Here is a 23487-nt window from a genome sequence, read left to right as displayed (position 1 = left end):
CGGCGGCGCCGACCCGAACGCGCCCACCGGCGCGGGCGCCGGGACCGCCCCCGGTGCCGCCGCGCGCGGTGACGGCCCGGAGGCGGGGCCTGACCCCGATGCCGCTCTCGACGCCGACGCGGCGTTCGCCGCCCGCGTCATGGACCTGGTCCGGCTGGAGCTGCGGCCCGGACGCAGCCTGCCGCTGGGCGGGTTGACCGAGGACCACTGGGTCGGTGAGACGACCGTGGCGAAGACGTTCCGCGCCGCGGCCGAGACCCTGCCCGGCGTCCGTGCCGGCAGCTGCCGCATCACCCCCGACGCCCCGGCCACCGGCTCCACGGGCTCCACCGGCCTGCTGGGCCGGGACGCGCCGCGCGGCCCGGTCCGCGTGCGTCTGGAGGTCGCCGCGCCGCTGACCTGGACCGTGCCGGAGCTGGCCGCCGCCGTCCGCGACCGGGTGCTGTCCGTCGCCGAGGAGGCGCTGGGCATGCCCGTCGCCGCCGTCGACGTCCGCGTCACCGACATGTACGAGCCGGACGCCCCGGCCCCGGGCAGGGAGGCCGGCGGCACCGCCGCCCCCGGCGCTCCGGGCGACGACCCGACGGAGGGCCCGTGGTGACCGGCGGTGCGGCGGACTGGCGGGAGGTCGCCGACCGCGCGGCCCGCGCCGCCGAACAGGTGCCCGGCGTGGCGTTCCTCAGCCCGGGGTTGGCGGGGCTGGTCCGCAACGCCGCCCAGTTGCTGGCCGGTACGGAGTCCCGCGGCAGGCCGCCGTCCCGCCCGCACGGCGTGCGGGTCTCCCGTCGGGAGGGCCCGGAACGGTGGCATGTCGACGTGCAGGTGGCGGTGCGGCGCGGTCACCGCGCGCTGGACGTGGCGCGGGCGGTGACCGCCGCCGTCGGATCGGCGGTGGCGGGCGGTGTCCCGCCGACGGTCCGGGTGACCGTCACCCACCTGGTCTGACCGCCGCGGCCCGGGGCGGCACCGCGCCCGTTGCGGGCCCGCGCGCACGCCCCGCGCTTCCGCGTGGCTGTCCCGAGGGTGGCAGCCGCACCCGCCCCCCGCCGTGCCCCACGGCTCCCCTCCGCCCCACCCGCATCCGTTGTGACCGCATGTGGCATGCATCGACACGGCATGTCACCACCCCGCCGCCGGTGGGGGGTTCGCCCTGCGGCTTCCGCTCCGTCGGCCGTGCGGGGCTCCGGCGGAGGTGCCCCGAAACGCCTGGTTAGGGTGACGCCATGGAAGCAGTGGACGTGACCAGGCTGAACAGCGCGCTCAACACGCTGTCGAAGCTCTACCGGGCCGCGAAGGCCGAGCGGCTGGCCGAACTGGGGCTGCACCCCGGCCAGGACGTCCTGCTGTGGCTGCTCGCCGAGGCCGACCCGGAGGGCGGCATGTCGATCTCCGCACTCGCCGCCCGCCTCGGCATCGAACCCGCGACGGCGACCCGCAGTCTGGCCCGGCTGGAGCGCTCCGGCCTCTTCAGCCGCGAACCGGTTCCCGGTGACCGGCGGCAGGTCCGCATCCGGCTGACCGACCGGGGGCGTGAACTCGTGCCCGTCATCGAGCGGATCTGGGACGACCTCGCCGTCGTCACCACCTCCTCGCTCGCACCGGGTGAGGGACGCGCGTTGGTCGGCATGCTGGACCGGGCCAACGACGGGCTGCGCGAGGTCATCGGAGACCGCGCCGCCCGCTCCGTCCTCGTCGCCGACTGAGCCGCGCGGGCCTCGCGCCGCAAGCACCCCACCCGCCGGCCCCGCCCGCCCGCGCCGCCCCGTCCGGTCGAAAACCGCTCGGCAGCGCCCGGCGGCCCGGGGCAGAGTGGCCCCATGGAGCAGCGGGGACCGGACCACGACCGGGGACTGAACAGCGACGGCACCATCGCCCGCGAGGGCGGCCTCCACCTCGTCACCCCGCCGTTCCGGCCGGTCGTCGCGGCCCTCCGCTCCCACCTCACCGCCGCCTTCGGCCCCGTGGGCGGCGTCCGTTCGGCCGGCGGCAGCACCGGCGGCAGCGACCGCAGCGGTGAGGGCGAGGGCGACCGGGGTGAGGGCGACGGCGGCGGGCGGCTGCACAGTGTCTACCTCTACGGCAGCATCCCGCGCGGTACCGCCGTCCCCGGCCGGTCCGACCTGGACGTCCTCCTCGCGCTGCACACCGACCCCGCACCCGCCGACCGCGCCGACGCCGACGCGGTCGAGTCCGCGATCGACGCCGCCTTCCCGCAGGTCGTCGGCGGCGGCATCCTGCTCGCCTCGGCGACGACGCTGACCGGCGAGCTGGAGCGGTACGACCTCGGCTTCTTCGTCGCCTGCCTCTGCACCCCGCTGCTGGGGGAGGACCTCGCCGCGCAGCTCCCGGCGTACCGGCCCACCGCCCTCCTCGCCCGCGAGACCAACGGCGACCTTCACCTCGCGCTGCCCGGCTGGCGTGCCCGCGCGGCGGAGGCCGGCACCGACGCCGACCGGCGGGTACTCACACGGCTGGTCGCCCGCCGCGTGGTCCGCACCGGCTTCACCCTGGTCATGCCCGACTGGGGCGGCTGGACCAGCGATCTCGACCGCTCCGCCGAACTCTTCGCGCGGCAGTACCCGGACCACGCCGAGCGGATGCGCACGGCCGCCGCCGCGGGCCGCGCGCCGACAGGCGACCCGACGGTGCTCGCCATGCTCCTGGACGACCTCGGGCCGTGGCTCGCCGCCGAGTACGCCGCCGTCCACGGCCGCAAAGCACCCCGCCCGTGACCCCCCCGACGGGCGACCCGTGGGGCAACTTCCGCCGCCCGTCCAACTGTTGATCCTTCCCCCGCGGCGAACCTCCCGTTCTTAACCGCGACTTAAGAGCGGCTGAGCCGACGGTGATCCCTCAACGCTTCTCCAGGCCTCGCATGTACCCGACAACAGCCGGTTGTCGTCGCTCCGACCTGCGGGTAAACGCCGCCCCGGGGGGTCGGGGCCGGTTCCCGGAACCCGCCGAGGCCCGTTGACACCCGCTCCGGGCGCTCCTAGCTTCGCGTTCGCCGGAACCGCTTCCGGTGTTCGCCGGAACCGCTTCCGGTGGTGCCCGTCTCCCCCCACACCATGAGGTAGCAGATGAGCCAGCATCGCGTGACCCGGCGACGACGCCGGATCGCACTGACGACCGTGGCCGCCGCGACGGCGGCGGCCGTCACCGGCGTGGTCGTGATCCCGTCCGCCGGCGCCGCCGAGGTCCCCGTCGGCAACGGCGGCTACTCCGACACCCGCCCGGCCGGCACGCAGGGCCCCACCGACAACATGGGCACCCCGGTCCTGCCGACGGTCACCGACGCGGTCGCCGACGAGCCCGTCCCCACCAACGACTGGTGGTCCTCGCTCGTCTTCAAGCGCTACGCGGACAACCCGTACTCCCAGCCGATGTACGGCCACCCGCTCACCTACCAGGCCGTCGCCGAGGGCCTCCAGGTCGGCTACCCCACCGACCACGCGATCGTCGGTGACGGGCGCCAGTACGAGTTCGTCCACTCCGCCGACCTCACGCTGAGCGTCGCCGGCCTCAACTCGCCCGACGTCAAGGCCGACGGCTGGTCGGACTGGACCGTCACGCCCTACTGGGCCGACAACGACCGCGAGCTGCGCGCCACCATCGGCCACGGCCTGCCCTACGTCTACGCCGAGACGAGCGGCGGCGACGCCGAGATCATCACCAACGGCACCCCCGAGGTCTTCGCCGACGAGGGCAACGTCCTCGGCGTGACCGTCGCCGGCAACCACTACGCGCTGTTCGCCCCCACCGGCAGCGACTGGAACGTCTCCGGCACCTCCGTGACCGCCTCCCTCGGCGGCAACGACTACTACTCGGTCGCGCTGCTGCCCGAGCGGGAAGCGCTGGAGACGTACTCGCAGTACGCGTTCAGCTTCGTCACCGGCTCCGAGGTGTCGTGGGACTACGACACCGACGCCGGCGAGGTCAACGCGACCTACACGCTCCAGACCGAGGCCCGCGAGGGTTCCGAGACCGGCACCATCTCGGCGCTCTACCGCCACCAGTGGCTGCACACCGACGACGCGCTCCTCGACTACGAGTACGTGTCGCCGCGCGGTGCGATGAAGGTCCGCGAGAGCAACTCCTTCACCACCACCCAGACCGTTCCCGGCGTGCTGCCCGCCCTCCCCGAGAGCGACGGCGTCGACAACGCCCGGGTCGACGGCTACATAGCCGACGTCCTCGGCTCGCCCGACCCGTTCGAGGGCGCCACCGACACCTACTGGACCGGCAAGCAGCTCGGCAAGCTCGCCCAGCTGGTGACCCTCGCCGACCAGACCGGCAACGACGGCGCGCGCGACCAGCTCCTCACGCTGATCAAGGACCGCCTCCAGGAGTGGTTCACCGTCGGCGGCCCGGCCGAGTTCTCCTACGACTCCGACTGGTCGACCCTGACGGGCTACCCGGCGTCCTACGGCAGCGACACCGAGCTCAACGACCACCACTTCCACTACAGCTACTTCGTGATGGCCGCCGCGATCGTCGCGCAGTTCGACCCGCAGTGGGCCGAGCAGTCCGAGTGGGGCGGCATGGTCACGGAGCTGATCCGCGACACCGCCAACCCGGCGCGCGACGACGACCGCTACCCGTTCCTGCGCGGCTTCGACCCCTACGCGGGTCACAGCTGGGCCGCCGGCCACCAGGGCTTCGCCGCCGGCAACAACCAGGAGTCGTCCTCCGAGTCGATCAACCTCAGCGTCGGCCTCATCAAGTGGGGCTCGGCCACCGGCGACGAGGAGCTGCGTGACCTCGGCGTCTACCTGCTGACCACCGAGGCCGAGGCCATCCGCCAGTACTGGTTCGACGCGGACCAGGAGGTCTACCCGGAGAACTACGAGCACCCGATCGTCGGCATGGTCTGGGGCTCCGGCGCCGCGTACTCCACCTGGTGGACCGCCAACCCGGAGGAGATCCACGGCATCAACGTGCTTCCGGTGACCGGTGGTTCGCTGCACCTCGCCGCCAACCCCGAGGCCGTCAACCGCAACCTCGACCACCTCGTCGACCAGAACGGCGGGCCGTTCGAGGAGTGGCGCGACCTGCTGTGGCAGTTCCAGGCCCTCGCCGACCCGGACACCGCCAAGTCCTCGTACGACGCCGACAACAACGCGTACGAGCCGGAGGCCGGTGCGACCCGTGCGCACACCTACCACTGGATCAATACCCTCGCGACGGTCGGCACGCCCAACCTCGACGTGACGGCCGACAGCCCGACCGCCGCGGTCTTCGAGAAGGACGGCAACCGCACCTACGCCGCGCACAACTACGGCGACACCGAAACGACGGTGACCTTCTCCGACGGCACCACCCTCACCGTCCCGGCCAACTCCTCTGCCAGCTCCAACGGCTGACGAGCGACTGACGCAGGCCTGACGGCGCTGCCTTGACCGCCGGCTGACGACTGACAGCCGACCGACAGGCAGCACCGGCAGCACGAGACCGCCGCGGTCGCCCCGGCAACGGGGCGGCCCGCGGTGAACTCCCGGGCCGCGGCCACGGCCCGGGTCACGGACCGGCCCCTGCCGGCCGGTCCCCACAAGCGGTGCCCGCCACCCTCCACCAGGGGTGGCGGGCACTGCTGCGTTCCCGGCCGGGGCCGTCCGTCCGGACCCCGGCCGCCCCCGCGTCACCAGATGACGGCGTCGTCCACGGTGTCCAGCCAGTAGGTGACGCTCAGGGTGTCGTCGATGTACACCCCGCCGTCCGGGAGTTCGAGATCGACGTCCTGCCCGTACGAGCCGTGGCCCAGCAGGCTGAACCCGACCGTCAGCGCGTCGTACGTGGCGCCGTCGCCACCGCTGCCGTCCGTCGCCGACAGCGCCACCGAGGCGTACCCGGACTCACCCGGGGCGAGGACGACCGGCCACGCCGGACGCGACTCCTCGAACGCCGGCGGCACCGCCTGGGCGCCCTCGTGCCACAGCGACGGGTACTCCAGCAGCACGCAGTTGCTGTCCCCGGTGTTGGTCGCGGTCAGCAGCAGCCGGTTCAACGGCCGCTCCAGCGGCTCGGCGGCGATGTCGGTGTTCGACCCCTCGCACAGCACCAGCTCGTCGTACTCGTCGGCGACGGCCACGGGCGTCCCGGCAGGCGCGGGGGTCGCAACGGGACCGCCGGACGCACCACCGGCGGTGGCGATTCCCGCCGTCACACCCAGGGCAGCGACGGCGGCAGCGACGGTGACGGCTGTGCGGAAGCGGGGACGGCGAGGAAGGGAGGAAGCCATGGCGTCTACCTCTTTCAGGTTCGGAGTCGAAGTGGAGTCGCAGTCGTACCGCCGAGCGCTGAGCTCGACGGGACCGACCCTGCGCCCGCCCCCGTCCCAGCCGCCACCGACCACACCCAACCCGGGACGCTGGGACACCGGAACCGCCTCTGAACAGCAGAGACACCACCCCGCTGGGACACCGATCCGGGACGCCGCAGGCCGCCCGGCGCCGCCGAATCCCACCGAAAGCCCCACCCGTACCCGCCCACCCATGCCATCCTGAGCGAGCCCGCACCAGCCCCGGATTTCAGCGACACGCCGAGGTTCCGAGCACAACCGGAGGTCCGCTGAAAACCACCCCACCCACAACCCCGGCGGCACCTTCCCTGACCTGGACCTTCACCATGGGGTCCTCATCGCCCCTTTGAGGGGTAGCAACCCGGGGTCTCGTGCGGCGCGTAGTGCTGGTGGATCTGGTCCTCATCGCCCCTTTGAGGGGTAGCAACAGCGCACCGGCCTCAACGTCCAGAGCCTCATCGAGGGTCCTCATCGCCCCTTTGAGGGGTAGCAACAGGACTACGAAGCGCCGATGGGTGAGGACGTCCGGTGTCCTCATCGCCCCTGTGAGGGGTAGCAACTGCCAGATCGTGAGGCAGACGATGCCCATGCCGCGCGTCCTCATCGCCCCTCCGAGGGGTAGCACCAGCCGTCGCCGCACGGCTTACCGCTTGCGGGCTGCCCAGACGGTGCGGGTGGTGCGGACGGCGAGGTCGGTGCGGCGGAGGATGCTGCGGGGGCCGGCGGGGTCGAGTAGGGCGTCGAGCGCGATGACGTCGGCGGGGTCCAGGCCCGGCGCTGCCGTGTTGCGGAGCCGCTGGAGGCTGCCGAGGGCGTAGCGGCCGATGGCCTCGCTGCGGTCGCCCTCAATGTTCACCGCGATGGTGCGGGTGTCCTCGACGGTGAACCCGGCGGCCGAAAGCATCGGACCCCAGTCGGTGCCTCGATGGGGGACGTGTTCGGCGTGGAAGCTGTCGGTGGCCCGGTGGCAGCGTTCCTCCAGCCCAGGGCGGTCGGCGGGCACGTCGGCCGGGAGGAAGCGCGGGAAGCCGTCCAGCTCGACGACGGCGAAGAGGCCGCCGGGCGGCAGCAGCTCGTGCACCTTGGCGAGCGCGTGCGCGGGGTCGGCCATGTGGTGCATCGAGGCGGATGCCCACGCCAGGTCCGGCGTGCCCAGATCGGGCCAGTCGGAGGCATCCAGATCGGCTTGCACGGTCCGCACGCGCTCCTGCACGCCCTCGGCGCAGGCCTTGTCGGCGAGCAGCTTCAGATGCCCGGTCGAGGTGTCCACGGCGGTGATGTGTGCCTCCGGGAACCGTTCCAGCAGCGCAAAGGTGCCGGCGCCGGTGCCGCAGCCGAGGTCGACGATCTGCCGTGGCGCTGAGGTCAGCGGCAGCGAGCCGGTGATCCCGGCGATGTGCTCCGCGAGGACCTCGGCGTCGAGGTCGAGGATCTCGGCCTGGCCGCTGTCGTCGTGCTGGTGCTGGTGCAGGTCGGCGGTGTGGGTGCCGTGCTGGTGTGAGTGCGTCATGGCTTCACCGTACGAACAGCGTGCCTGAATAGCATGTCATCTTGCTGACTCGGCAAGAAGGTGGTGGCGACTGCTGCACTAGGCGCAAGCAGGCCGGGCCAGACGCATCTCCGGGCCACACCACTGGACCGGCGGTAGGTCTGCCCAGCCAGGGCGGGGACTGCGGCTCAGTGAACGCGCAGTCCAGAGCAGGCCGGCCACGGCATGCTGCTTGGGACGCCCGCTGTCTCCCGCCCAACCACGACCGGTACCGGCGGCGCATCGGGAGCCCTGCCCCGAGCGTCAGCTGACCGGCTCTTGGGCCAAGTTCACCAAGGTCGCTTGGTACACCCGAACACCGCCATGGGACCTGCTCCTCGTGCCATGCTGAGGGGGTACGGAGTCCATCTGTGCATGGTCCGGACGCCCCGAATTTCAGCGACACGCCGGGGTTTTCAGCACTACCGGAGGTTCGCTGAAAAACACCCCCCGCGTCACCCCCGCGGTTCCGCCTCCGACCTGGACCTTCACAGTGGGGTCCTCATCGCCCCTGAGAGGGGTAGCAACAATCCGTCCGGGGAAATGGCGCCCGTCAGCACATCCGAGTCCTCATCGCCCCTGAGAGGGGTAGCAACGCGGGCATGATCCACCGGGTCTCGGTGCGGTAGTGGGGTCCTCATCGCCCCTGAGAGGGGTAGCAACCGGACATCGTCAAGGGCCTGCGCCTCTACGGCAGTCGTCCTCATCGCCCCTGAGAGGGGTAGCAACTCCACGAGGACGAGCAGCTGCCGGGGCAGGCGGCGGGTCCTCATCGCCCCTGAGAGGGGTAGCAACCCGTACATGGCGAGGGTGCCGGCCCGGCCGGTCTCCAGGTCCTCATCGCCCCTGAGAGGGGTAGCAACCAGTTCGGGCAGGAGTCCTGGCCGAGCCGGTAGCCGTCCTCATCGCCCCTCAGAGGGGTAGCACCGCCGGGCTCGACCTCGTACCGGCCGTGGGTCCGCATTGCACCTCAGAGGGCCGGCCGACCGCACCACTCGGGCGATCACTGCCCGCCGTGACACGAAGGGCAGGGGTTCGCCGCGTGGGTGTGGGCTGCTGCCATGAGGTCGGCGACGACGGCCGCCTTGGCGGCGGAGTAGGCGAGGAGCGACGGTGCGCGCCGGGCTGCTTCCCGCTTGGCAGCGGCGTAGCGGTCGGCGGCTGCGGGGTGGGCGGTCAGGTAGTCGCGGAAGAGGATGTTGTCCCGCCACAACGAGCCGTCTCGCTCGACCACATGCACGTTGATCGGCGGCTCATCGCGTCTGCGCAGGTACTCCCGTCCGGGAACACCGGCAGTGCCGAGGTGGTCGTACCCCGCGCGGCGAAGCGCGGCCACGACGGCGGGTACCTCGCTCCCCCGGCAGCCGACCTGGAGGTCGATGATCGACTTCGCGTCCAGCCCCGGTACAGCCGTCGAGCCGATGTGTGCGACGACCGCTGCGGCCGACTCCGGCTCGACCAGCCGCCCGACGTCGCGCGTCAGCTCCCGTCCCTGATCCAACCACTCCGGGACGGCGGCGACGACGTGAACGGGTTCGTCGAGATCCGCCATCTGCCCAGCGTAGTGACCGAACCGCCCTCGGCTGTCCGGCGGCGCACGCGTCGCCGGGGCTTGTCAGGGAGCGTCGGACTCGGGGCGGAGGTCGGTGATGAGGTGGAAGCGTTCGAGGACGACCGGGGTGGTGTCGTCCACGGTGAACGTCGGGTCGTCGAGGGCGGCGCGCATCTCGTCGCTGTGCCAGAACCGCTCGTGGGCGGCGCGCCAGGCGGCGACGGTGGTGTCGCCTTCTCCCTCGTCAACGACGTGGGCGAGGTCCACGTCGCCCAAGGGCACGACGCGTACGTCGGTGATCTCGATGACGGCGACGGGTCGGTCCGCCGAGTCGACCACCACGGACCGGGCACCCACCTCCGGCAGTGGCTCGCCCTCGTGCTCGTAGTCGAGCAGCAGCCCGGTCGTTGCCGTCTTGGAGCCGTCGAGGATCGCCGACACCAGCTTGTCGCGCAGCGGGCCGGGGAACGCGAACTCGGCGCGGGGCAGCTCGGCCGGGTCGCCGAGGGGCGCGGGGGAGTGGGTCATGCCGTCACCGTAGCCGGGCCCACCGGCCGTCGGTCGCCGCTTTTCCGGCGCTTGGCGCCGCGCTCACCAGCGGCCGGACAGGCGGTTCGCGATCGCCGCGGTGCGGTGCTCGGGCCGGTTGGGGCGGTGGCGTCAGGGTCCGACCGCGGGTATGCGAGCGGTGCCTCCGCCCGGGGCGTCGGCTGTGCGGCGACGGCCCGGGCGCGCGGGGCGCGGCTCGCCGGGGAGGAGCCTGGTCGGCCGGGTGACGGTCAGGGCGACCGCGGGTGCGAGCGTCACCCGGGCGAGCGTGCCGAGCTCCAGGCGGACGACCCCACCGCGGTGCTCCCGGAACGTGACGGCCAGCGTCGTCCCGCCGAAGGCGACCAGGTCGCCGATACGGATCTCGTTCGCGGTCAGGCGGAGGCTGCGTGCCCGCACGGCCGGTGTCGCTCGCGGCGCGGTCATGTGGCGGGGCCGTCGCCGCAGCCGTCGTCCTCCGCATCGCACAGCCGTCTGCCGAGCGCGCTGTTGAGCACGGTCACCTCTTCGTGGGTGAGGTGGCCGAGCTGGATGCGGTAATCACGGCGGCGGCAGCCGTCGCACGGGTCGATGACGTCGATGTCGTCCAGCCGGACGCCGAGTTGCTTGACGTGGTTGAACAGTTCGCGGGCGGCCTCCTCGACGGCTTCGCGGTCGGAGTTGGTGAAGCTGATCTCCTCGTACACGGGCTGTCTCGTCTCCAGTGCGGGGTGGTGGCGGGGTGCGGTAATCAGGCGGAGCGGCGCGGGGCCGACTGCGGCCGGAGCGGGAAGGGGCGCGAGCCGCCGGCGGAGGATCGCGCGGGCCGAGAGGGAGTACAGGACGTCCACCTCGTCGCAGCCGTCGACGCGGTCCGGCCCACGGGCGTTGGTGCTGATCGGGCGCCCGGTGGCGAGCGCGGCACGCTGCACCTGCTGGAACGCGTGGTCGTCGGCCCAGTCGCGGAAGACCTGGGCGGGTGACACGTCGCCGCAGCCCAGCGGCGTCAGCGCCCGGACGGGTAACGGTGACGCCACGGGGGAGGGCTCCAGCGCCTCCGCGAGCCGCAGAGCCTGGCGCCGCAACCAGGCCATGGCCTCGGGCGCGCAGTCCGCCCAGTGCCCGCCGAGGTACCACTCACCCCCGGCCTCCGGACTCCGCGCGACCACCTCGCACCAGATGCCGTCGGGTGTAGCGCAGGCGGTCATGTCTCCTCGCTCTCCGGCGACGCCGGTCGGTCGCTCTCGGTCGACGGAGGCGAGGTGCCGCGATGACGTTCCAGCACCGCCAAGTGCTCGTCGATCGCCCGGGAGAGCGCCGCGCGGCGGCGGCGCAGTTCCTCGGCGGGGGTCTTGGCACCGTCCGGCATCGCTCCGGGCGGCCGGTCGTCCACCGATCACCGCTTCGCGTTCGACGCGGCAGCAACTGCCGCTGTCGTTCGTTCGGTGGCGACTTTCAGCGCCAGGCCGTACATGGCACTCCTTCCTGTCCCTGACCGGCTTCCTCACCTGGTCTACAACCAGCATCAACAGGTGCAAACTTCGCAAAGCGTGCACGCTGGCGCCCGTCAGGAGGTAGCTTCTTGTGCCATCCAGGTTTCCCTGAGCGACTGGGTGATCGCCAGGGGTGACAGCTTCAATCCGTGCGGCCTTGAAGAAAGCCGCACACTGCACGCAGGGGGCACCGATGGCAGGTAAGGGCAAGGAACTCAACCCGCGAGGCTCGGTGGCGGCACTGCTCGGTGCCAAGGTGCGGCGGGCGAGAGAGCGCAAGGGACTCACTCAGAGCCAGCTCGCGGGGGCGCTGTTCACTTCGCCGAACCGTGTGGCGCAGATCGAACTGGCCACCGATCCACCGACGTTCAAGATGAAGAAGCAGATCGAACAGGTGCTGGGCATCGACGAGCAGCTGGAGGAGCTGTGGCACCTGATCAGCAAGCAGCCCTACCCGAGCTGGTCCACCCGCTTCCTCGCTCTCCAGGGCAAGGCCCGCCTCATCTACGAGTTCGGGCACATCGTTCCGGGACTGCTGCAGACCGCCGAATACGCCAGGGCTTTGATGGAAGCGGTGCAGGTGCTCGATGAGTTCCCGGTCCAGGAGCGTCTCAATGCGCGCATGGCGCGGCAGGAGGTCTTCGACGGTGACGCGCCGCCGTGGCTCGGTGTCGTGCTGGGAGAGGCTGCGCTCCGTCAGCAGGTCGGCTCCAAGGAGGTCATGCGGGCGCAGTTGGAGTGGCTCCTGGAGCAGGGGGAGCGGCGTCGGATTCTCATCCAGGTGCTGCCGTTCTCTCGGGCCGAGCCGGCCACGCTCAACGGCTCCATCTCCATCGGGCACCTGCCGGACGGGGGTCGCTACGCCTATACCGAGGGCGACCACTCGGGCACTCTGATCGAGGATGCTGAGGCGGTAGATCGCCTCTCCTTCTTCTACGCTCGACTGCAAGCACGAGCACTCGATGAGGACGACACGGCGCAGTTCATCCGCAACACACTCAAGGAGCGCTACTCATGAAGCTTCACCAGCCCAACTGGCGTACCAGCAGCTACAGCGGTCACGGCGACAACAACTGCGTCGAGGTGGCAGACAACCAGCCGGCCGTGCTCGTGCGCGACACGAAGCAGGCGGGCGCGGGTCCGGTGATCGCCTTCTCGCCCGAGGCCTGGAGCCGCTTCACCGTCGCTGCACCGGCCGGACGTTTCCTGGCCTGATCGGTACGAGCCCCGGCGGGCTCGGCGGTGTGCCGAGCCCGCCGGGGCAGGCCCCTACCGGAGCCCAGCGCCGGTCCCGGCTCCGGCCTCTTGTCGTCAGCGTTGGAGGGTCAGCAGGCCCGGGCGGTAGGGCAGAAGGCCGTACTCGCCGCCGGAGTTGGGGCTTCGCCCCTGGTAGAGGAGCTGGAGGTTGCAGGGGTCGACGGTCATGGTCTGGTCGGCGCTGGTGCGGAGCAGCTCACCGTGGCTGATGTCGTTGGTCCAGGTGGCGCCGCTGTTGGCCTTGCCGGCGAAGGGGTTGCTCTCGGTCGCGGCCTGCGGCGTCCAGTTGCCGTTCAGGCTGGTCGCGGTGAACGAGCGGAAGTAGCGGCCCTGCGAGCCGATCGCCTCGACGATCATCAGGTACCGGTTCTGGCCCTGCAGCTTGTAGACCTGCGGCGCTTCGAACAAGTTGTTCGTCGTGTCGCTCATGATCACGGTCGAGCTGGAGCCGAAGCTGCTCGGGAAGTTCCCGATCGGCATGCTCGTCCGGTAGATCCTGCCGTTGTCGCCGGCGAAGAACAGGTACATGTGCGTGTCGTCGGCGATGAGCGTCTGGTCGATGGGCCCGGTGTCGGAGTTGGAGATCGTCCCGCGGAAGAGCTCCTGCTCGGCGGACCAGCCGTTCGGGTTGGTCGGGTCGGTCGAGGTCCGGTAGGAGAACGACGTCCTGCCCCACTGGTAGGCGAGCACCCAGATGTTCTTCGGCGCGAAGTAGAACAGCGTGGGTGCGACGGTCGCGGAGGACATCGCGTTCTGGTTGGCCGAGGCCATCTCCGACCAGTTGCCGAACAGGCTGAAGTTCATCGAACCCCACCGTGTCCCGGTGTCGTGCGTCGTCGCGTAGACGAGGTGTCGGCCGTTGTAGGGCACGACGGTGAAGTCCTTGAGCGAGACCCATCCCGACCGGGGCTGGGCCAGCGCGCCGGTCGAGGACCAGCGGTAGTTCGAGGGAAGCGCACACGGGCCGGGGCCGGGAGTGTCGGAGCCGACCCTCACGAGCTGCCACTGCTGGTTGGTGCCGCCCCAGTCGTCGTACTGGACGACGTTCGCGTTGTCGGCGGTGGAGCCGCCCTGCACCTCCAGTGCCTTGTTGCTGTGGCGCGACACGAACCTCACATGGCCGTCCGGGCTGTCCACCAGCCGCCACTGCTGGTTGGTGGCGTTCAGGTCGGCCCACTGGACGATGGAGCCGCCGTTGGCGGTGGACCAGTTGTGGACGTCGAGGACCTTGTCGGAGTGGCGGGACTTGATGCGGTAGTAGCCGTTACCGGAGTCGACGAACTGCCACTGCTGCTGGGCCTGGTCGTTCCTGGTCCACTGGGTGATGCGGGCGCCGTCGTTGGTCGCCCGGTTGTGGACGTCCAGCGCCTTGCCGCTCGCGCGGTTGACCAGCACGTACGAGGCGCCGGTGTCGACGGTCGCCGCTCCGGCGGGCTGGGCACCGAGGACGGTTGCCAGGAGCAGCAGGGGTGCCAGGACGACCAGGGGGCGTCTCAGGCGGGATGGGGACTGACGGCGAAGCCACATCAGCGGCCTCCCTCTCTGGGGGCATGGGGGGGTGGGGGTGGAGCGACCCCGGAGGAACGCGGAACGGTCGCCCAAGGGGTTGGCGCGGGAGGCACGCGGAGGCTCCCGCTCATGCCGAAGAGCTGATGCGCTGAACCTCAGAACCCGGGGCACCTCGCCACGAGCCACGGGGGAGGACTGCCGGCCGTCGGGCGCCAGGGGGGCGCCTCACGCCTGCGGGTCCGCCGGGCTCCGGGAGCGTCGTCCACGGAGGTGCCGGGGGGAAGCACCGGTTACCGGAACACTTACGAAACTTCACGGACTTCTTGACGCGACAAGTTAGGAAGGCCGGGCCACCCGGTCAAGGCTCGCCACCGGCTTGGCCGTAAACAGTGCCTCTCCGCCGGGCCGGGTGGGCGCCACGGACCCGCCGTCGGCCTGTGCCCCGCGCAGCGCGCCGCGGCAGGGAAGGCGCAGCTCAGCACCGTGGAGCCGTGGCGAGGTGCTGGTTCGTTTCGTTGGTCGGGTCCGGCCGCGCGGTGTCCGGTGACACCGGCTTCGATGGGCCGACACTGCTCCGGTCGAGCCGCCTGGCTTCCGGAAAGTTCCGGAGAAGACATGGAAAGTTTCCTCGGCGCGAGGTGTTGACGATCCACCGACAAGCCCGCAATCTCCCTGTCTGAGGGAGCGGTTACGCGAAGCGCCGCACGGTGCTCCCGAGCACTCCGTGTCGCCCGCCGACCCGTGCACCACTGCACCTGCGCACCACTACACCTGCGCACTTGCGCACCGCAGCACCACTGCGCCCGTGCCACCCCGTTTCCTGTCCGGTGAGGTCCGCACCAACGCGCCGAGGCTCTTCGCACGGCGGAGAGGTCGCGTCGCCGCGTGGCGGTCCTCCCGGCTGAGCCGCGATGGAGTACCCCCATGCCTCTGTCGAACTCCCGCCACGGCCCCGCGTCCGGCACGCGCGGCCGTGGCCGTCCTCCCCGGCTCGGCGCCGGCATCCCCCACCGCCCCCGCCGAACCGGCCGCCTCCCGCGCGCCCATGGCTGTCGGTGACCCCGTAGCCCGAGGGGTCCCGCCCGCTTCGTCCGCCCGCCGAGCCGGCGCGGACGAGACCTTCACCCCCCCGCACCTCCGCCCTTCCCTGACGTCTACCCTGGAGGCACAGTCATGGGCTCGTTTGCCACATCCCCACCCGCGGTCCGCAGGTCGCTCCACGGCCTACTGGTCGCGCTGTTCGTCGTCGCCCTCGGCGTGGTCGGCGCGCTGGCCGCGCCGCCGAGCGCCCACGCCGCCGAGAGCACGCTGGGCGCCGCGGCGAAGCAGAGCGGCCGGTACTTCGGCGTCGCCATCGCCGCGAACCGGCTTAACGACTCGACGTACTCGACCATCGCGAACCGCGAGTTCAACTCGGTGACCGCCGAGAACGAGATGAAGATCGATGCCCTGCAGCCCCAGCGCGGCCAGTTCAACTTCGCGGCCGGCGACCGGGTCTACAACTGGGCCGTCCAGAACGGCAAGCAGGTGCGCGGGCACACCCTCGCCTGGCACTCCCAGCAGCCCGGCTGGATGCAGAACCTCAGTGGCGGCGCGCTCCGCCAGGCCATGGTCGACCACATCAACGGCGTGATGAACCACTACCGCGGCAAGATCGTCGAGTGGGACGTCGTGAACGAGGCGTTCGCCGACGGCAACTCCGGAGCCCGCCGCGACTCCAACCTCCAGCGCTCCGGCAACGACTGGATCGAGGTCGCCTTCCGCGCCGCGCGCGCCGCCGACCCGTCCGCGAAGCTCTGCTACAACGACTACAACGTGGAGAACTGGAACGCGGCCAAGACCCAGGCCATGTACGCCATGGTCCGGGACTTCAAGCAGCGGGGCGTCCCGATCGACTGCGTCGGCTTCCAGGCGCACTTCAACGACGGCAGCCCGTACAACAGCAACTTCCGCACCACCCTGCAGAGCTTCGCCGCGCTCGGCGTCGACGTCTCCGTCACCGAACTCGACATCCAGGGCGCCTCGCCGACGACCTACGGCAACGTGGTCAACGACTGCCTGGCCGTGACGCGTTGCCTCGGCATCACCGTCTGGGGTGTGCGCGACACCGACTCCTGGCGCTCGCACCACACGCCGCTGCTGTTCAACGGCGACGGCAGCAAGAAGCCCGCCTACAACGGTGTCCTCAACGCGCTCAACGGCGGCTCCACCCAGCCTCCGCCCACCACGCCGACGGGCGGGCAGCTCCGGGGCGTCGGCTCGGGCCGGTGCGTGGACGTGCCGAACTCGGCCACCGCCGACGGCACCCAGGTCCAGCTGTACGACTGCCACACCAACGCCAACCAGCAGTGGAGCCTCACGGCTTCCGGTGAACTCCGCGTCTACGGCGACAAGTGCCTCGACGCTGCCGGGACCGCCGTCGGTGCCCGGGTCCAGATCTACAGCTGCTGGGGTGGCGACAACCAGAAGTGGCGGGTGAACTCCAACGGTTCCGTTGTCGGCGTCCAGTCCGGCCTCTGCCTCGATGCCACGGGCTCCGGCAACGGCGCCCAGCTCCAGCTCTACACCTGCTGGAGCGGCAGCAACCAGCAGTGGACCCTCACCTGAGGGTGGTCCACCGGTGAGGGCGGAGGGAGTCGAAACCCGCTGCGGTACGGCTCCGTCCGCCCAGCCGGGCCGGACCCTGCCGGTCTCCCGGGCCGCCGCCGTGACGACGGTGGCCCGGGAGACCGGCGCGGGCCGGTGCGACGCCGGCGCCGACGGGCGGTCGCCGCGTGCGGGTCCGCGTCCGTGCCCCGGGGAGCAGGAGCGCGTCCGTGGTGCGACGGACTGCGAAGGCCGGACCCCGGGCCGGCGCTGCGGCGTCAGCGCCGAGCGGGGCGGTCGCGGGTGGCGGTGCGGGCGAGGGCGGTGGCGAGGAGCGCTGCCGAGCCGGCCCAGGCCAGCGGGTCGGCCGGGTCGGCTGCCGGCCAGGCCCACCAGTGGGCCTGCTGCTCGGGGCCGTAGCCGAAGACCGCCACGGCCAGCGCCGCCAGGGCGGGCAGCAGGGTCGCTGCGTGGCGGCCGAACGCCTCGCGGGCGAGCAGCGCCAAGCCGACGCAGGCGCCGAGGTTGCGCACCACGGACCAGAGCGCCGCGTCACCGCCCCCGCCGTCGCCCGCGCCGAACCCCGTGAGCAGCGCCGTCCCCACCACGACGGCGGTCGCGGCCGGCGGGGCCGCCGCCAGCGCGGCGTCGAGGGTGCCGACACGTCGCACGGTGGTCGCCTCGTTCGACGGTGCCCCGCCGCAGCAGACGATCAGCGCGACCACCGGCAGCAGCGGCGCGAACAGCAGCAGCGGCACATCAACCGCAGTGGCACCGCCCAACTGCGGGACGGGCAGCGACGCGTCCCCGAACGGCACCACCAGCAGCCAGAAGGCGACCAGGCAGACAGCGAGCAGCGGCAGCCGCCGGGTACGGGACCACCAGCTCATCGCGGAGCGCACCCCGCACGGTCGAGCGTGGCGCGGAACCAGGCGGCCTGCGCGGTGTCGTCGCCGTCCAGGGCGGCCCCGACCGCCGTCCACAGCTGCGGGTCGAACCGGTCACGCGCCTCCTGCGGTGGCGTACCGGCGCGGACGGTGAGCCAGGCGAACAGCTGGTCCGCGGCCTGGAAGCCCTGCTCGGCGGCGTCCACCGGGTCGGCGGGGCAGTCGGCCGCCGGTGTGCCGGTGCGGGAGTCGAGCAGCGCCCCGGTGAGGTCGGCCGCGAGGCCGGTGCGGATGTCGTCCGTGGTGAACGAGGCCGCCGCGCGGACGGTGACCGTCCACCGGTCCGGCGTGCCGGTGGCCGGTGCACCATCGTTCGCAGCCCCCGCGGCCGGTGCGTACTGCAGTGCCTCGCGCGGGAGTTCGGTGACGAGCTCCGGCGGGTCGACGCCCACCGGGGCCAGGCCGGCGACCGCGGTCCGCACCACCTCGGCGGTCTCGTCCAGGCGCGGTGCGTGCTCCGCCCAGACGCACACCCGCGTCGCGGCGCCCGCGTCGGCGCAGACCAGCTCGTCGGCCGACCGTGCCACCACCGCGTCCGGGCCCAGCCCCGACACCGCCCGCACCGCTCCCGTCCCGGCGGCCGCGGCGACCAGCAGCGCGGCGGCCACCACCAGCACCGACCGTGCTCCACCCGGCGCGCCCCGGCGCGGTGTCCGGTGCGACGGCTGCGGCGGCGACAGCCGCGCCCGCCAGCGCGACGGCGGCCAGCGCCGGGCCGGACAGCCCACCGGCGGCCACCGTGTCGGCGCTGGTGCAGCAGCCCCGCGCGGGCTGGGTGAGGTGCCGCAGCCACAGCGGTTCCAGCGCCGGCGGGTACACCTGCCACAGGTAACCGCCGACCAGCGCCAGAGGCACGGACGCCGCGGGCGGCAGCCACACGCCGAGCGCGTACCCGACGGCGAGCCACCCGCACAGCGTCACCACGGCCGCTGCCAGGATCGTCGGCTCCGGCCACCCCGGCGCCGCCGCCATCCCCACCCGCACGCCGACCAGGGCGACGAGCAGCGCCAGCAACCCCAGCGCCAGCACCGGGGAGAGCGACGCCATGGCGATACGGAACCCGCCGCGGACCGGGGCGCCGCCCGCGACGCCCGCACGCCGCAACCGTCCCGCCTCCCAGGCGGCGCACGCGGCGACCACCGGCGCGATGAACATCAGCGCCGAGACGGCCTTCGCGGTACCGGCGACCCAGTAACCGTCCGGCCCGCCGCCCACTTCCTCGGCGAACACGTACAGCAGCACCACCACGAGCAGCGGCCCGGCCGCCGCGAACGCGGCGTTGGCGCGGAGGTGAAGCCGGAAGACCATCACTCCTCACCGTCCCCGAGCACCGCCGCGTAGGCCGCCTCGGCCTCCCGGCCGGCGGCGGCGCCCGGCGGGGCGAGCGCGCGGAACGCGTCCACGGTGCCGAGGAACCGGACGGTGCCCCCGGCGAGGACGACGACGTGGCCGTACACCTCCCATAGGTCCTCGGTCTGGTGGGTGGAGACGATCACGTCGGCCACCTCCGACAGCCGCTCGACGGTGCGGCGGAACGCGGTGCGCTGTGCCGGGTCGAGACCGGCGGTGGGCTCGTCCATCAGGACCAGCCGCGCCGAGTGCACCAGGGTCTGCGCGACGCCCACCCGCCGCAACTGGCCGCCGGAGAGTGAACTCGTCTGCTGATCGGCCTTTTTGGCCAGCCCGACGCGGTCCAGCGCCGGGACGGCCCCCGTCCACGCCTCGCCGCGCGCCATGCCCTTCAGCCAGCCCGCGTACGCGACCTGCTCCCGGCACGTCATGCCGGGCACCGCCGTCACCTGCTGCGGCAGCCAGCCGACATCCCGCCGGTAGGGCCGCAGTTGCGCCCGGACCGCGGGGTCGAGCCCGCCGAACCGCACCGAGCCGGCGGTGGGACGCAGCGCGGAGGCGGCCAGCGCGAGCACCGTGGACTTGCCCGCGCCGTTCGGGCCGAGCAGTACGGTGCGGCCGGCGGGAAAGGCCAACTCCAGCCCGTCGAGCACCCGGCGGCCGCGGCGGCGGTACCGGAAGGTGCAGTGGTCCAGCACGACAGACACGACTCGGTGACCTCGGGGGCGCGGCGACGGGGGCGGGGCCAGTATCCCCCCGGGAGGCGGCCCGGGCCTGCCGTGGCCGGATCGTGCTCGGGGCCCTGCTCCGGCCGCACGGGCCTGGTCGGTTCGCGCCCCGGCGTCGGCCGTTGGCGGGAAAGGGGCGTGCCGTGCGGGAAAGCGGAGGCGGCGGGTGCGGAGGCGCTGCTACGGTCCGCCGGTCGGTGTTTCGGACTCGGGGAGGGCGGCCATGCGAGAACTGGTCTACTACGTTGCCACGTCGATCGACGGCTACATCGCGGCGCCGGACGGGACGTACGACGCGTTCCCGATCGTCGGCGACCACATGGACGTCCAGATCGGCGAGTTCGCGGACGCCCTGCCGGCCCACGCCGCCGCCGCGCTCGGCGCCGAGCCCACCGGGGACCGCTTCGACACGATCATCCAGGGGTGGAACAGCTACCGCGTCGCCCTCGACGCGGGCATCGAGCGGCCCTATGCGCACCTGCGCGAGTACGTCGCCACCACCCGCCAGGACGCGGCGCCCGACGGGATCACCTACACCGCCGACGCGCTCGCGACGGTCCGCGAGTTGAAGCAGGAGGACGGTGCCGGGATCTACCTGTGCGGGGGCGGGCGGCTGGCGGGCTCGCTGCTGCCGGAGATCGACCGGCTGATCCTCAAGCGGAGCCCCGTCGTCTTCGGCGCCGGAATCCCGCTGTTCGTGGACGCACCGTACTCCGCGACCGCGTTCCGGCTGGAGAGCACGCGGAGCTTCGACTCCGGCGTGCAGATCGTGGAGTACGTGCGCGCCACGTGACGCCCCGGCGGTCTCGTCGGCAGGGGCCCGCCCGCTCAGCGGGGTCCGGCGCTCCCGCCGGGCCCCGGTTGCGCGCGCCGGTCCGGCTGAGCCTGCGGAGTCGGCGGTCCCGGTGGTGTCGCAGCGCCGGAGCCGACCCCGTCGCCGCCCGGGCCCTCACCGCCCCGGTAGGCGTGCGGACTGACGCCGGTCCGGCGCCGGAACACCCGGGTGAAGTGGGCCCGGTCGTGGAACCCGACCGCGCGCCCGACCGCCGGGACGCTGTCGTCGCTCTGCCGCAGCAACCGCCGCGCGTGCCGCACCCGCAACCGGGTCAGGTAGTCCCAGAGCGTCAGCCCCAACTCGCGGTGGAAGAGCCGTCCCAGGTGGTCCTCGGTGACCCCGGCGGACCGAGCCACCTGCCAACGAGTCACCCGATGCGCGTAGTTGCTCTCCAGGTACACCACCGCGGCCCGTACCGGCGCGGCGGCGTGCCCCGCCCGGCCCGCCATGGCCGCCAGCAGCGCGGCGGTCTCCCGCTCGTCGAGGACACCGTGGCCCAACAGCACGGCGCCCGGGTGGGGTTCGGCCCGCCGGATGTCCGCCGCGGTGAAGCCGACCCCACTGTGGAGGAGGACGGGCACACCCACCGCGCCCGTCAGCTCCGCCGCCCGGTCCACCAGGTCGAACCCCTCCATGTCGGGGAGTTCACGGTCCACGACCAGCAGGCACGGCGGGCCCTGGCCGTCCTCGTCGGCCAGGGTCGCGAGCGCGGCGGCACCGTCCGGCGCGGTCCGCACGGTGCGCCCCGGCAGCACGTCGTCCAGCAGCCGCCGCAGCCGGTCCCGCCCCGCCCGGCCACCACCGGCGACGACGGCCGGTGGCCGCAGCTCCGCCGGGCGGAGCGCCGCCACCGCCCCCGCCAGGTCGCGGTGGCCGAACGTCCGCGCCCCGTACAGCAGGAACGGTGTCTGCCGCAGCGCCGGGTCGTCGTGCAGCCGCCGGGCGAGGGACCAGACGCGGGGTCCGGCGTCGGACGTCTCCCAGAGCACCGCGGAGGGCCGGCTCGTGCTCTCCGCGACCGCGGGATCGCCGTCGCGGTACGCCGGCGCGGTGCTGCGGTCCGGCCGCGTCGTGCCGTGGTCGGTCGGTGGAGCGTCGTTCTCGGCCGGCGCGGTGCGTAGACCCCGCCCGAGGCGGCCGGCGAGCGTGCCGGCCTCGGGCGGTGGCGCCTCGGCCTCGGCGAGGGCGAGCAGCGGTCCGCGAGCCGCATGCGTCGCCGGCAGACCCGACGGGGTGGGCAGTGGCAGCCGAAGCTCCAACCTCCCGTCTCGGAGCGCCAGTCCGCCGCCGTGCAGGACCGCGATCCGGCGCGCCACCGCCAGGCCGGGTGCCGCCGCGTCCGGCCCCGCCCACCGGTCCGGTGCCGCCGGGCCCGCCGTCCGCAGCGGCCGCTGAGCCCGGCCGCCTCCCGGCTCCTCGGGCGGCAGGGGCGGACCGGGCCGGCTGGGCGGCGGTGTCGGCGCCTCCTCCGGGTCGGCCCGCAGCCCCGGCGCCGGGACGTGGACGACGAGGTACGGCGGGTCCACGGTCGCGGTGAAGGCGGTCGCAGTGGGGGCCGCCGTGCTGCCGGCCTGCCCGGCACAGCTGCGCAGCAGTGCCAGCAGCCGCCGCAACCGAGCGGCGTCCGCGACCACCGCCGGCAGCCGGTCCGGTCCGGTGGCGCGGCCCGCGGTCGGCAGCTCCGGCACCGGCGGGGACTCCGGGCGGGCCGGTCCGCCGGCCGGGCGGCACTGCGGTCCCGCGCACTCCCGCAGCAGCGGCCCCGGGTCGAGCAGCCGCCGGTCCAGATCGAGACCGTGCGGGTCGGCCCTGGAGAGGTCGACCAGTTCGTCGACGAGCCGCAGCAGCCGGTGCGCCGCCTCGTGGGCAGGCTCGCCGGGACGCGTCAGCCTCAGCAGTTCCGCCACCGGGTCGCGGAGCCGTTCGGCCGCGTCGTCGAGCAGTCGGGCTTGCGCGCGGCTGGTGCGTTCCGCGGCGTCCCGCGCCAGCCGGACCTCTTCGAAGAGGCCGACGCCGCGCAGCGTCGCGCTGATCTGGTCGCCCAGCGCGCGCAGCAAGGCTCCCTGCCGCTCGGCGGAGCCGCCGCCGACCAGCTCGAAGAGGGCGTGGCCGAGCCGGTCCGCGCCGACGTGCAGCGGTTCCACGACCACGGTCCACCGACGCCCGGTCGGCAACTCACTGCGACTCGGCACCGCGCCGTGAGGCAGCAACCGAATGCTGGGGACGCCGAGTTCGGGGAGCCGCCGGTCGAGCGCCGACGTCAGGTCCGGCAGGTCGGCCACGGCGGTCAGGGCGGTGGAGAGCTCTTGCAGGAGCCGGGCCTGCTGCTCCTGCGCCCAGCGGTGCGACTCCAGCAGCCGACGGGCCTTGTCGGCGACGATCAACCGGGCCTGTGCGAGCAGCCGTTCGTGGCGCGACGAACCCTGTGGGGCCTCCTCGCGCAGCCGGAGCAGGGCGCGGTCCCAGGCGATCGCCGTCTCCACGGACCGCACCCGGCGCCCCACGAGCCGGTCGAACCGCTCCAGCAGCGCGGTGGCGAGCCCGTCGTCACCTGCGGCGGCACCGGCCAACGCGCCAGCCAGACCGGAGAGTTCCCGTACCGGTGGCCGCGACTCCGGCGGCGGGCCGCCCGCCGTCCGCTGCCCCGCGGTTGGTGGCGCCGGGGTTCGTACCTCCGCGGTCCGAGAATCCTGCCCGTGCGGACCGTCCACCGCCTCGGGTGCGGGCGTGACAGGCGCCGCGGTGCACCGCAGCGGCGCTTCCGGCGCCCCGGTGCCCGCAGCCCCGGTGCCCGCAGCCCCGGTCCCCGGCGCCCCGGTGCCCGCAGCCCCGGTCCCCGCCGCCCCGGTGCCTTCCGGGCCGGTCGCGTCGCGACC

22 protein-coding genes and 2 CRISPR repeat arrays are annotated in these 23487 nt (G+C 73.2%); of the genes, 10 read left to right on the top strand and 12 right to left on the bottom strand.

What is annotated here, in order from left to right:
• The 5 genes from HCN56_RS11385 to HCN56_RS11365 form a co-directional block, all read left to right on the top strand.
• Window positions 1–601, top strand: a 601-nt coding sequence (locus HCN56_RS11385; protein WP_167969971.1) for an Asp23/Gls24 family envelope stress response protein, incomplete at its 5' end; no start/stop codon positions are given.
• The gene (locus HCN56_RS11380) at window positions 595–945 is read left to right on the top strand and encodes an Asp23/Gls24 family envelope stress response protein (RefSeq protein WP_312871184.1); all 351 of its coding nucleotides are present in this window, start codon (window positions 595–597) and stop codon (window positions 943–945) included. The genes HCN56_RS11385 and HCN56_RS11380, both read left to right, overlap by 7 nt.
• 278 nt (window positions 946–1223) lie before the next feature.
• Window positions 1224–1703 (top strand): MarR family winged helix-turn-helix transcriptional regulator, encoded by a 480-nt coding sequence (locus HCN56_RS11375; RefSeq protein WP_167969968.1) that lies wholly within the window; start codon window positions 1224–1226, stop codon window positions 1701–1703.
• A gap of 114 nt (window positions 1704–1817) precedes the next feature.
• Window positions 1818–2732, top strand: a complete 915-nt coding sequence (locus HCN56_RS11370) for a nucleotidyltransferase domain-containing protein (RefSeq protein ID WP_167969965.1) — start codon at window positions 1818–1820, stop codon at window positions 2730–2732.
• Window positions 2733–3080: 348 nt separating this feature from the next.
• Complete coding sequence (locus tag HCN56_RS11365) at window positions 3081–5363, top strand: glycosyl hydrolase (protein ID WP_167969962.1); 2283 nt, start codon at window positions 3081–3083, stop codon at window positions 5361–5363.
• Window positions 5364–5638: 275 nt separating this feature from the next.
• On the opposite strand, the gene HCN56_RS11360 is transcribed toward HCN56_RS11365, so the two are convergent.
• The 7 genes from HCN56_RS11360 to HCN56_RS11330 form a co-directional block, all read right to left on the bottom strand.
• Window positions 5639–6238 (bottom strand): DUF4232 domain-containing protein, encoded by a 600-nt coding sequence (locus HCN56_RS11360; RefSeq protein ID WP_167969959.1) that lies wholly within the window; start codon window positions 6236–6238, stop codon window positions 5639–5641.
• 390 nt (window positions 6239–6628) lie between these two features.
• Window positions 6629–6924: direct repeats of the CRISPR family, unit length 31 nt; unit sequence GGTCCTCATCGCCCCTTTGAGGGGTAGCAAC.
• 17 nt (window positions 6925–6941) lie between these two features.
• Window positions 6942–7808, bottom strand: coding sequence for a class I SAM-dependent methyltransferase (locus HCN56_RS11355; RefSeq protein ID WP_167969957.1), 867 nt, complete (start codon window positions 7806–7808; stop codon window positions 6942–6944).
• Window positions 7809–8324: 516 nt separating this feature from the next.
• Window positions 8325–8754: a CRISPR direct-repeat array (repeat unit 30 nt; unit sequence GTCCTCATCGCCCCTGAGAGGGGTAGCAAC).
• Window positions 8755–8829: 75 nt separating this feature from the next.
• Window positions 8830–9378 carry a GrpB family protein gene (locus HCN56_RS11350; protein ID WP_167969956.1) on the bottom strand — a complete coding sequence of 183 codons (549 nt, stop codon included), beginning with the start codon at window positions 9376–9378 and terminating at the stop codon, window positions 8830–8832.
• 63 nt (window positions 9379–9441) lie between these two features.
• On the bottom strand, window positions 9442–9906 hold the full coding sequence (locus tag HCN56_RS11345) for an ASCH domain-containing protein (protein WP_167969955.1): 465 nt from the start codon (window positions 9904–9906) through the stop codon (window positions 9442–9444).
• Window positions 9907–10038: 132 nt separating this feature from the next.
• Window positions 10039–10353 carry a hypothetical protein gene (locus HCN56_RS11340; RefSeq protein ID WP_167969954.1) on the bottom strand — a complete coding sequence of 105 codons (315 nt, stop codon included), beginning with the start codon at window positions 10351–10353 and terminating at the stop codon, window positions 10039–10041.
• Window positions 10350–11114 carry a hypothetical protein gene (locus HCN56_RS11335; protein ID WP_167969953.1) on the bottom strand — a complete coding sequence of 255 codons (765 nt, stop codon included), beginning with the start codon at window positions 11112–11114 and terminating at the stop codon, window positions 10350–10352. Before HCN56_RS11335 ends, HCN56_RS11340 begins: the two co-directional genes overlap by 4 nt.
• Entirely contained in the window at window positions 11111–11275 is a 165-nt protein-coding gene (locus HCN56_RS11330; protein ID WP_167969952.1) for a hypothetical protein, read from the bottom strand. The genes HCN56_RS11335 and HCN56_RS11330 overlap by 4 nt, the downstream gene beginning before the upstream one ends.
• Window positions 11276–11592: 317 nt before the next feature.
• Between HCN56_RS11330 and HCN56_RS11325 the strand changes: the two genes are divergently transcribed.
• Together HCN56_RS11325 and HCN56_RS11320 are read left to right on the top strand one after the other, a co-directional pair.
• Window positions 11593–12417, top strand: a complete 825-nt coding sequence (locus HCN56_RS11325; RefSeq protein ID WP_167969951.1) for a helix-turn-helix domain-containing protein — start codon at window positions 11593–11595, stop codon at window positions 12415–12417.
• Window positions 12414–12614, top strand: coding sequence for a DUF397 domain-containing protein (locus HCN56_RS11320; protein ID WP_167969949.1), 201 nt, complete (start codon window positions 12414–12416; stop codon window positions 12612–12614). The genes HCN56_RS11325 and HCN56_RS11320 overlap by 4 nt, the downstream gene beginning before the upstream one ends.
• A gap of 96 nt (window positions 12615–12710) precedes the next feature.
• Here the strand turns inward: HCN56_RS11320 and HCN56_RS11315 are convergent, their stop codons facing one another.
• Entirely contained in the window at window positions 12711–14183 is a 1473-nt protein-coding gene (locus HCN56_RS11315) for a non-reducing end alpha-L-arabinofuranosidase family hydrolase (RefSeq protein WP_167969947.1), read from the bottom strand.
• Window positions 14184–15338: 1155 nt separating this feature from the next.
• Here HCN56_RS11315 and HCN56_RS11310 point away from each other — a divergent pair.
• Window positions 15339–16772 (top strand): endo-1,4-beta-xylanase, encoded by a 1434-nt coding sequence (locus HCN56_RS11310; RefSeq protein ID WP_167969945.1) that lies wholly within the window; start codon window positions 15339–15341, stop codon window positions 16770–16772.
• Between the two features lie 257 nt (window positions 16773–17029).
• On the opposite strand, the gene HCN56_RS11305 is transcribed toward HCN56_RS11310, so the two are convergent.
• Window positions 17030–17641: a hypothetical protein gene (locus tag HCN56_RS11305; protein WP_167969943.1), complete on the bottom strand. Its 612-nt coding sequence runs from the start codon at window positions 17639–17641 to the stop codon at window positions 17030–17032.
• Window positions 17638–18315, bottom strand: a complete 678-nt coding sequence (locus HCN56_RS11300; protein WP_167969941.1) for a DUF7224 domain-containing protein — start codon at window positions 18313–18315, stop codon at window positions 17638–17640. The genes HCN56_RS11305 and HCN56_RS11300 overlap by 4 nt, the downstream gene beginning before the upstream one ends.
• Window positions 18316–18743: 428 nt before the next feature.
• On the opposite strand from HCN56_RS11300, the gene HCN56_RS11295 reads away from it, so the two are divergent.
• On the top strand, window positions 18744–18893 hold the full coding sequence (locus HCN56_RS11295; RefSeq protein ID WP_167969939.1) for a hypothetical protein: 150 nt from the start codon (window positions 18744–18746) through the stop codon (window positions 18891–18893).
• Window positions 18894–19005: 112 nt separating this feature from the next.
• Here HCN56_RS11295 and HCN56_RS11290 read toward each other — a convergent pair whose 3' ends face one another.
• Window positions 19006–19755 carry an ATP-binding cassette domain-containing protein gene (locus HCN56_RS11290; RefSeq protein ID WP_167969937.1) on the bottom strand — a complete coding sequence of 250 codons (750 nt, stop codon included), beginning with the start codon at window positions 19753–19755 and terminating at the stop codon, window positions 19006–19008.
• Between the two features lie 244 nt (window positions 19756–19999).
• Here HCN56_RS11290 and HCN56_RS11285 point away from each other — a divergent pair, with 244 nt between their 5' ends.
• Window positions 20000–20569 (top strand): dihydrofolate reductase family protein, encoded by a 570-nt coding sequence (locus HCN56_RS11285; RefSeq protein ID WP_167969935.1) that lies wholly within the window; start codon window positions 20000–20002, stop codon window positions 20567–20569.
• A 35-nt stretch (window positions 20570–20604) separates the two neighbouring features.
• Here the strand turns inward: HCN56_RS11285 and HCN56_RS11280 are convergent, their stop codons facing one another.
• The gene (locus HCN56_RS11280; protein ID WP_167969933.1) at window positions 20605–23181 is read right to left on the bottom strand and encodes a helix-turn-helix domain-containing protein; all 2577 of its coding nucleotides are present in this window, start codon (window positions 23179–23181) and stop codon (window positions 20605–20607) included.
• Window positions 23182–23487 lie beyond the last annotated feature (306 nt).

Origin of the sequence: Streptomyces lonarensis (genome assembly GCF_012033735.1) — a bacterium.
Taxonomy (GTDB): Bacteria; Actinomycetota; Actinomycetes; order Streptomycetales; family Streptomycetaceae; genus Streptomyces; species Streptomyces lonarensis.
The sequence above is the reverse complement of the archived record's forward strand: the minus strand, read 5'-3'. Positions and strand labels throughout refer to the sequence as shown.

Excerpts from the sequence above, each read along its gene's own strand:
- HCN56_RS11375 (WP_167969968.1), top strand. The coding sequence starts at position 1,224 with ATGGAAGCAGTGGACGTGACCAGGCTGAACAGCGCGCTCAACACGCTG.
- HCN56_RS11370 (WP_167969965.1), top strand. The coding sequence starts at position 1,818 with ATGGAGCAGCGGGGACCGGACCACGACCGGGGACTGAACAGCGACGGC.
- HCN56_RS11365 (WP_167969962.1), top strand. The coding sequence starts at position 3,081 with ATGAGCCAGCATCGCGTGACCCGGCGACGACGCCGGATCGCACTGACG.
- HCN56_RS11360 (WP_167969959.1), bottom strand. The coding sequence starts at position 6,238 with ATGGCTTCCTCCCTTCCTCGCCGTCCCCGCTTCCGCACAGCCGTCACC.
- HCN56_RS11355 (WP_167969957.1), bottom strand. The coding sequence starts at position 7,808 with ATGACGCACTCACACCAGCACGGCACCCACACCGCCGACCTGCACCAG.
- HCN56_RS11350 (WP_167969956.1), bottom strand. The coding sequence starts at position 9,378 with ATGGCGGATCTCGACGAACCCGTTCACGTCGTCGCCGCCGTCCCGGAG.
- HCN56_RS11345 (WP_167969955.1), bottom strand. The coding sequence starts at position 9,906 with ATGACCCACTCCCCCGCGCCCCTCGGCGACCCGGCCGAGCTGCCCCGC.
- HCN56_RS11340 (WP_167969954.1), bottom strand. The coding sequence starts at position 10,353 with ATGACCGCGCCGCGAGCGACACCGGCCGTGCGGGCACGCAGCCTCCGC.
- HCN56_RS11335 (WP_167969953.1), bottom strand. The coding sequence starts at position 11,114 with ATGACCGCCTGCGCTACACCCGACGGCATCTGGTGCGAGGTGGTCGCG.
- HCN56_RS11330 (WP_167969952.1), bottom strand. The coding sequence starts at position 11,275 with ATGCCGGACGGTGCCAAGACCCCCGCCGAGGAACTGCGCCGCCGCCGC.
- HCN56_RS11325 (WP_167969951.1), top strand. The coding sequence starts at position 11,593 with ATGGCAGGTAAGGGCAAGGAACTCAACCCGCGAGGCTCGGTGGCGGCA.
- HCN56_RS11320 (WP_167969949.1), top strand. The coding sequence starts at position 12,414 with ATGAAGCTTCACCAGCCCAACTGGCGTACCAGCAGCTACAGCGGTCAC.
- HCN56_RS11315 (WP_167969947.1), bottom strand. The coding sequence starts at position 14,183 with ATGTGGCTTCGCCGTCAGTCCCCATCCCGCCTGAGACGCCCCCTGGTC.
- HCN56_RS11310 (WP_167969945.1), top strand. The coding sequence starts at position 15,339 with ATGGGCTCGTTTGCCACATCCCCACCCGCGGTCCGCAGGTCGCTCCAC.
- HCN56_RS11305 (WP_167969943.1), bottom strand. The coding sequence starts at position 17,641 with ATGAGCTGGTGGTCCCGTACCCGGCGGCTGCCGCTGCTCGCTGTCTGC.
- HCN56_RS11295 (WP_167969939.1), top strand. The coding sequence starts at position 18,744 with ATGGCGATACGGAACCCGCCGCGGACCGGGGCGCCGCCCGCGACGCCC.
- HCN56_RS11285 (WP_167969935.1), top strand. The coding sequence starts at position 20,000 with ATGCGAGAACTGGTCTACTACGTTGCCACGTCGATCGACGGCTACATC.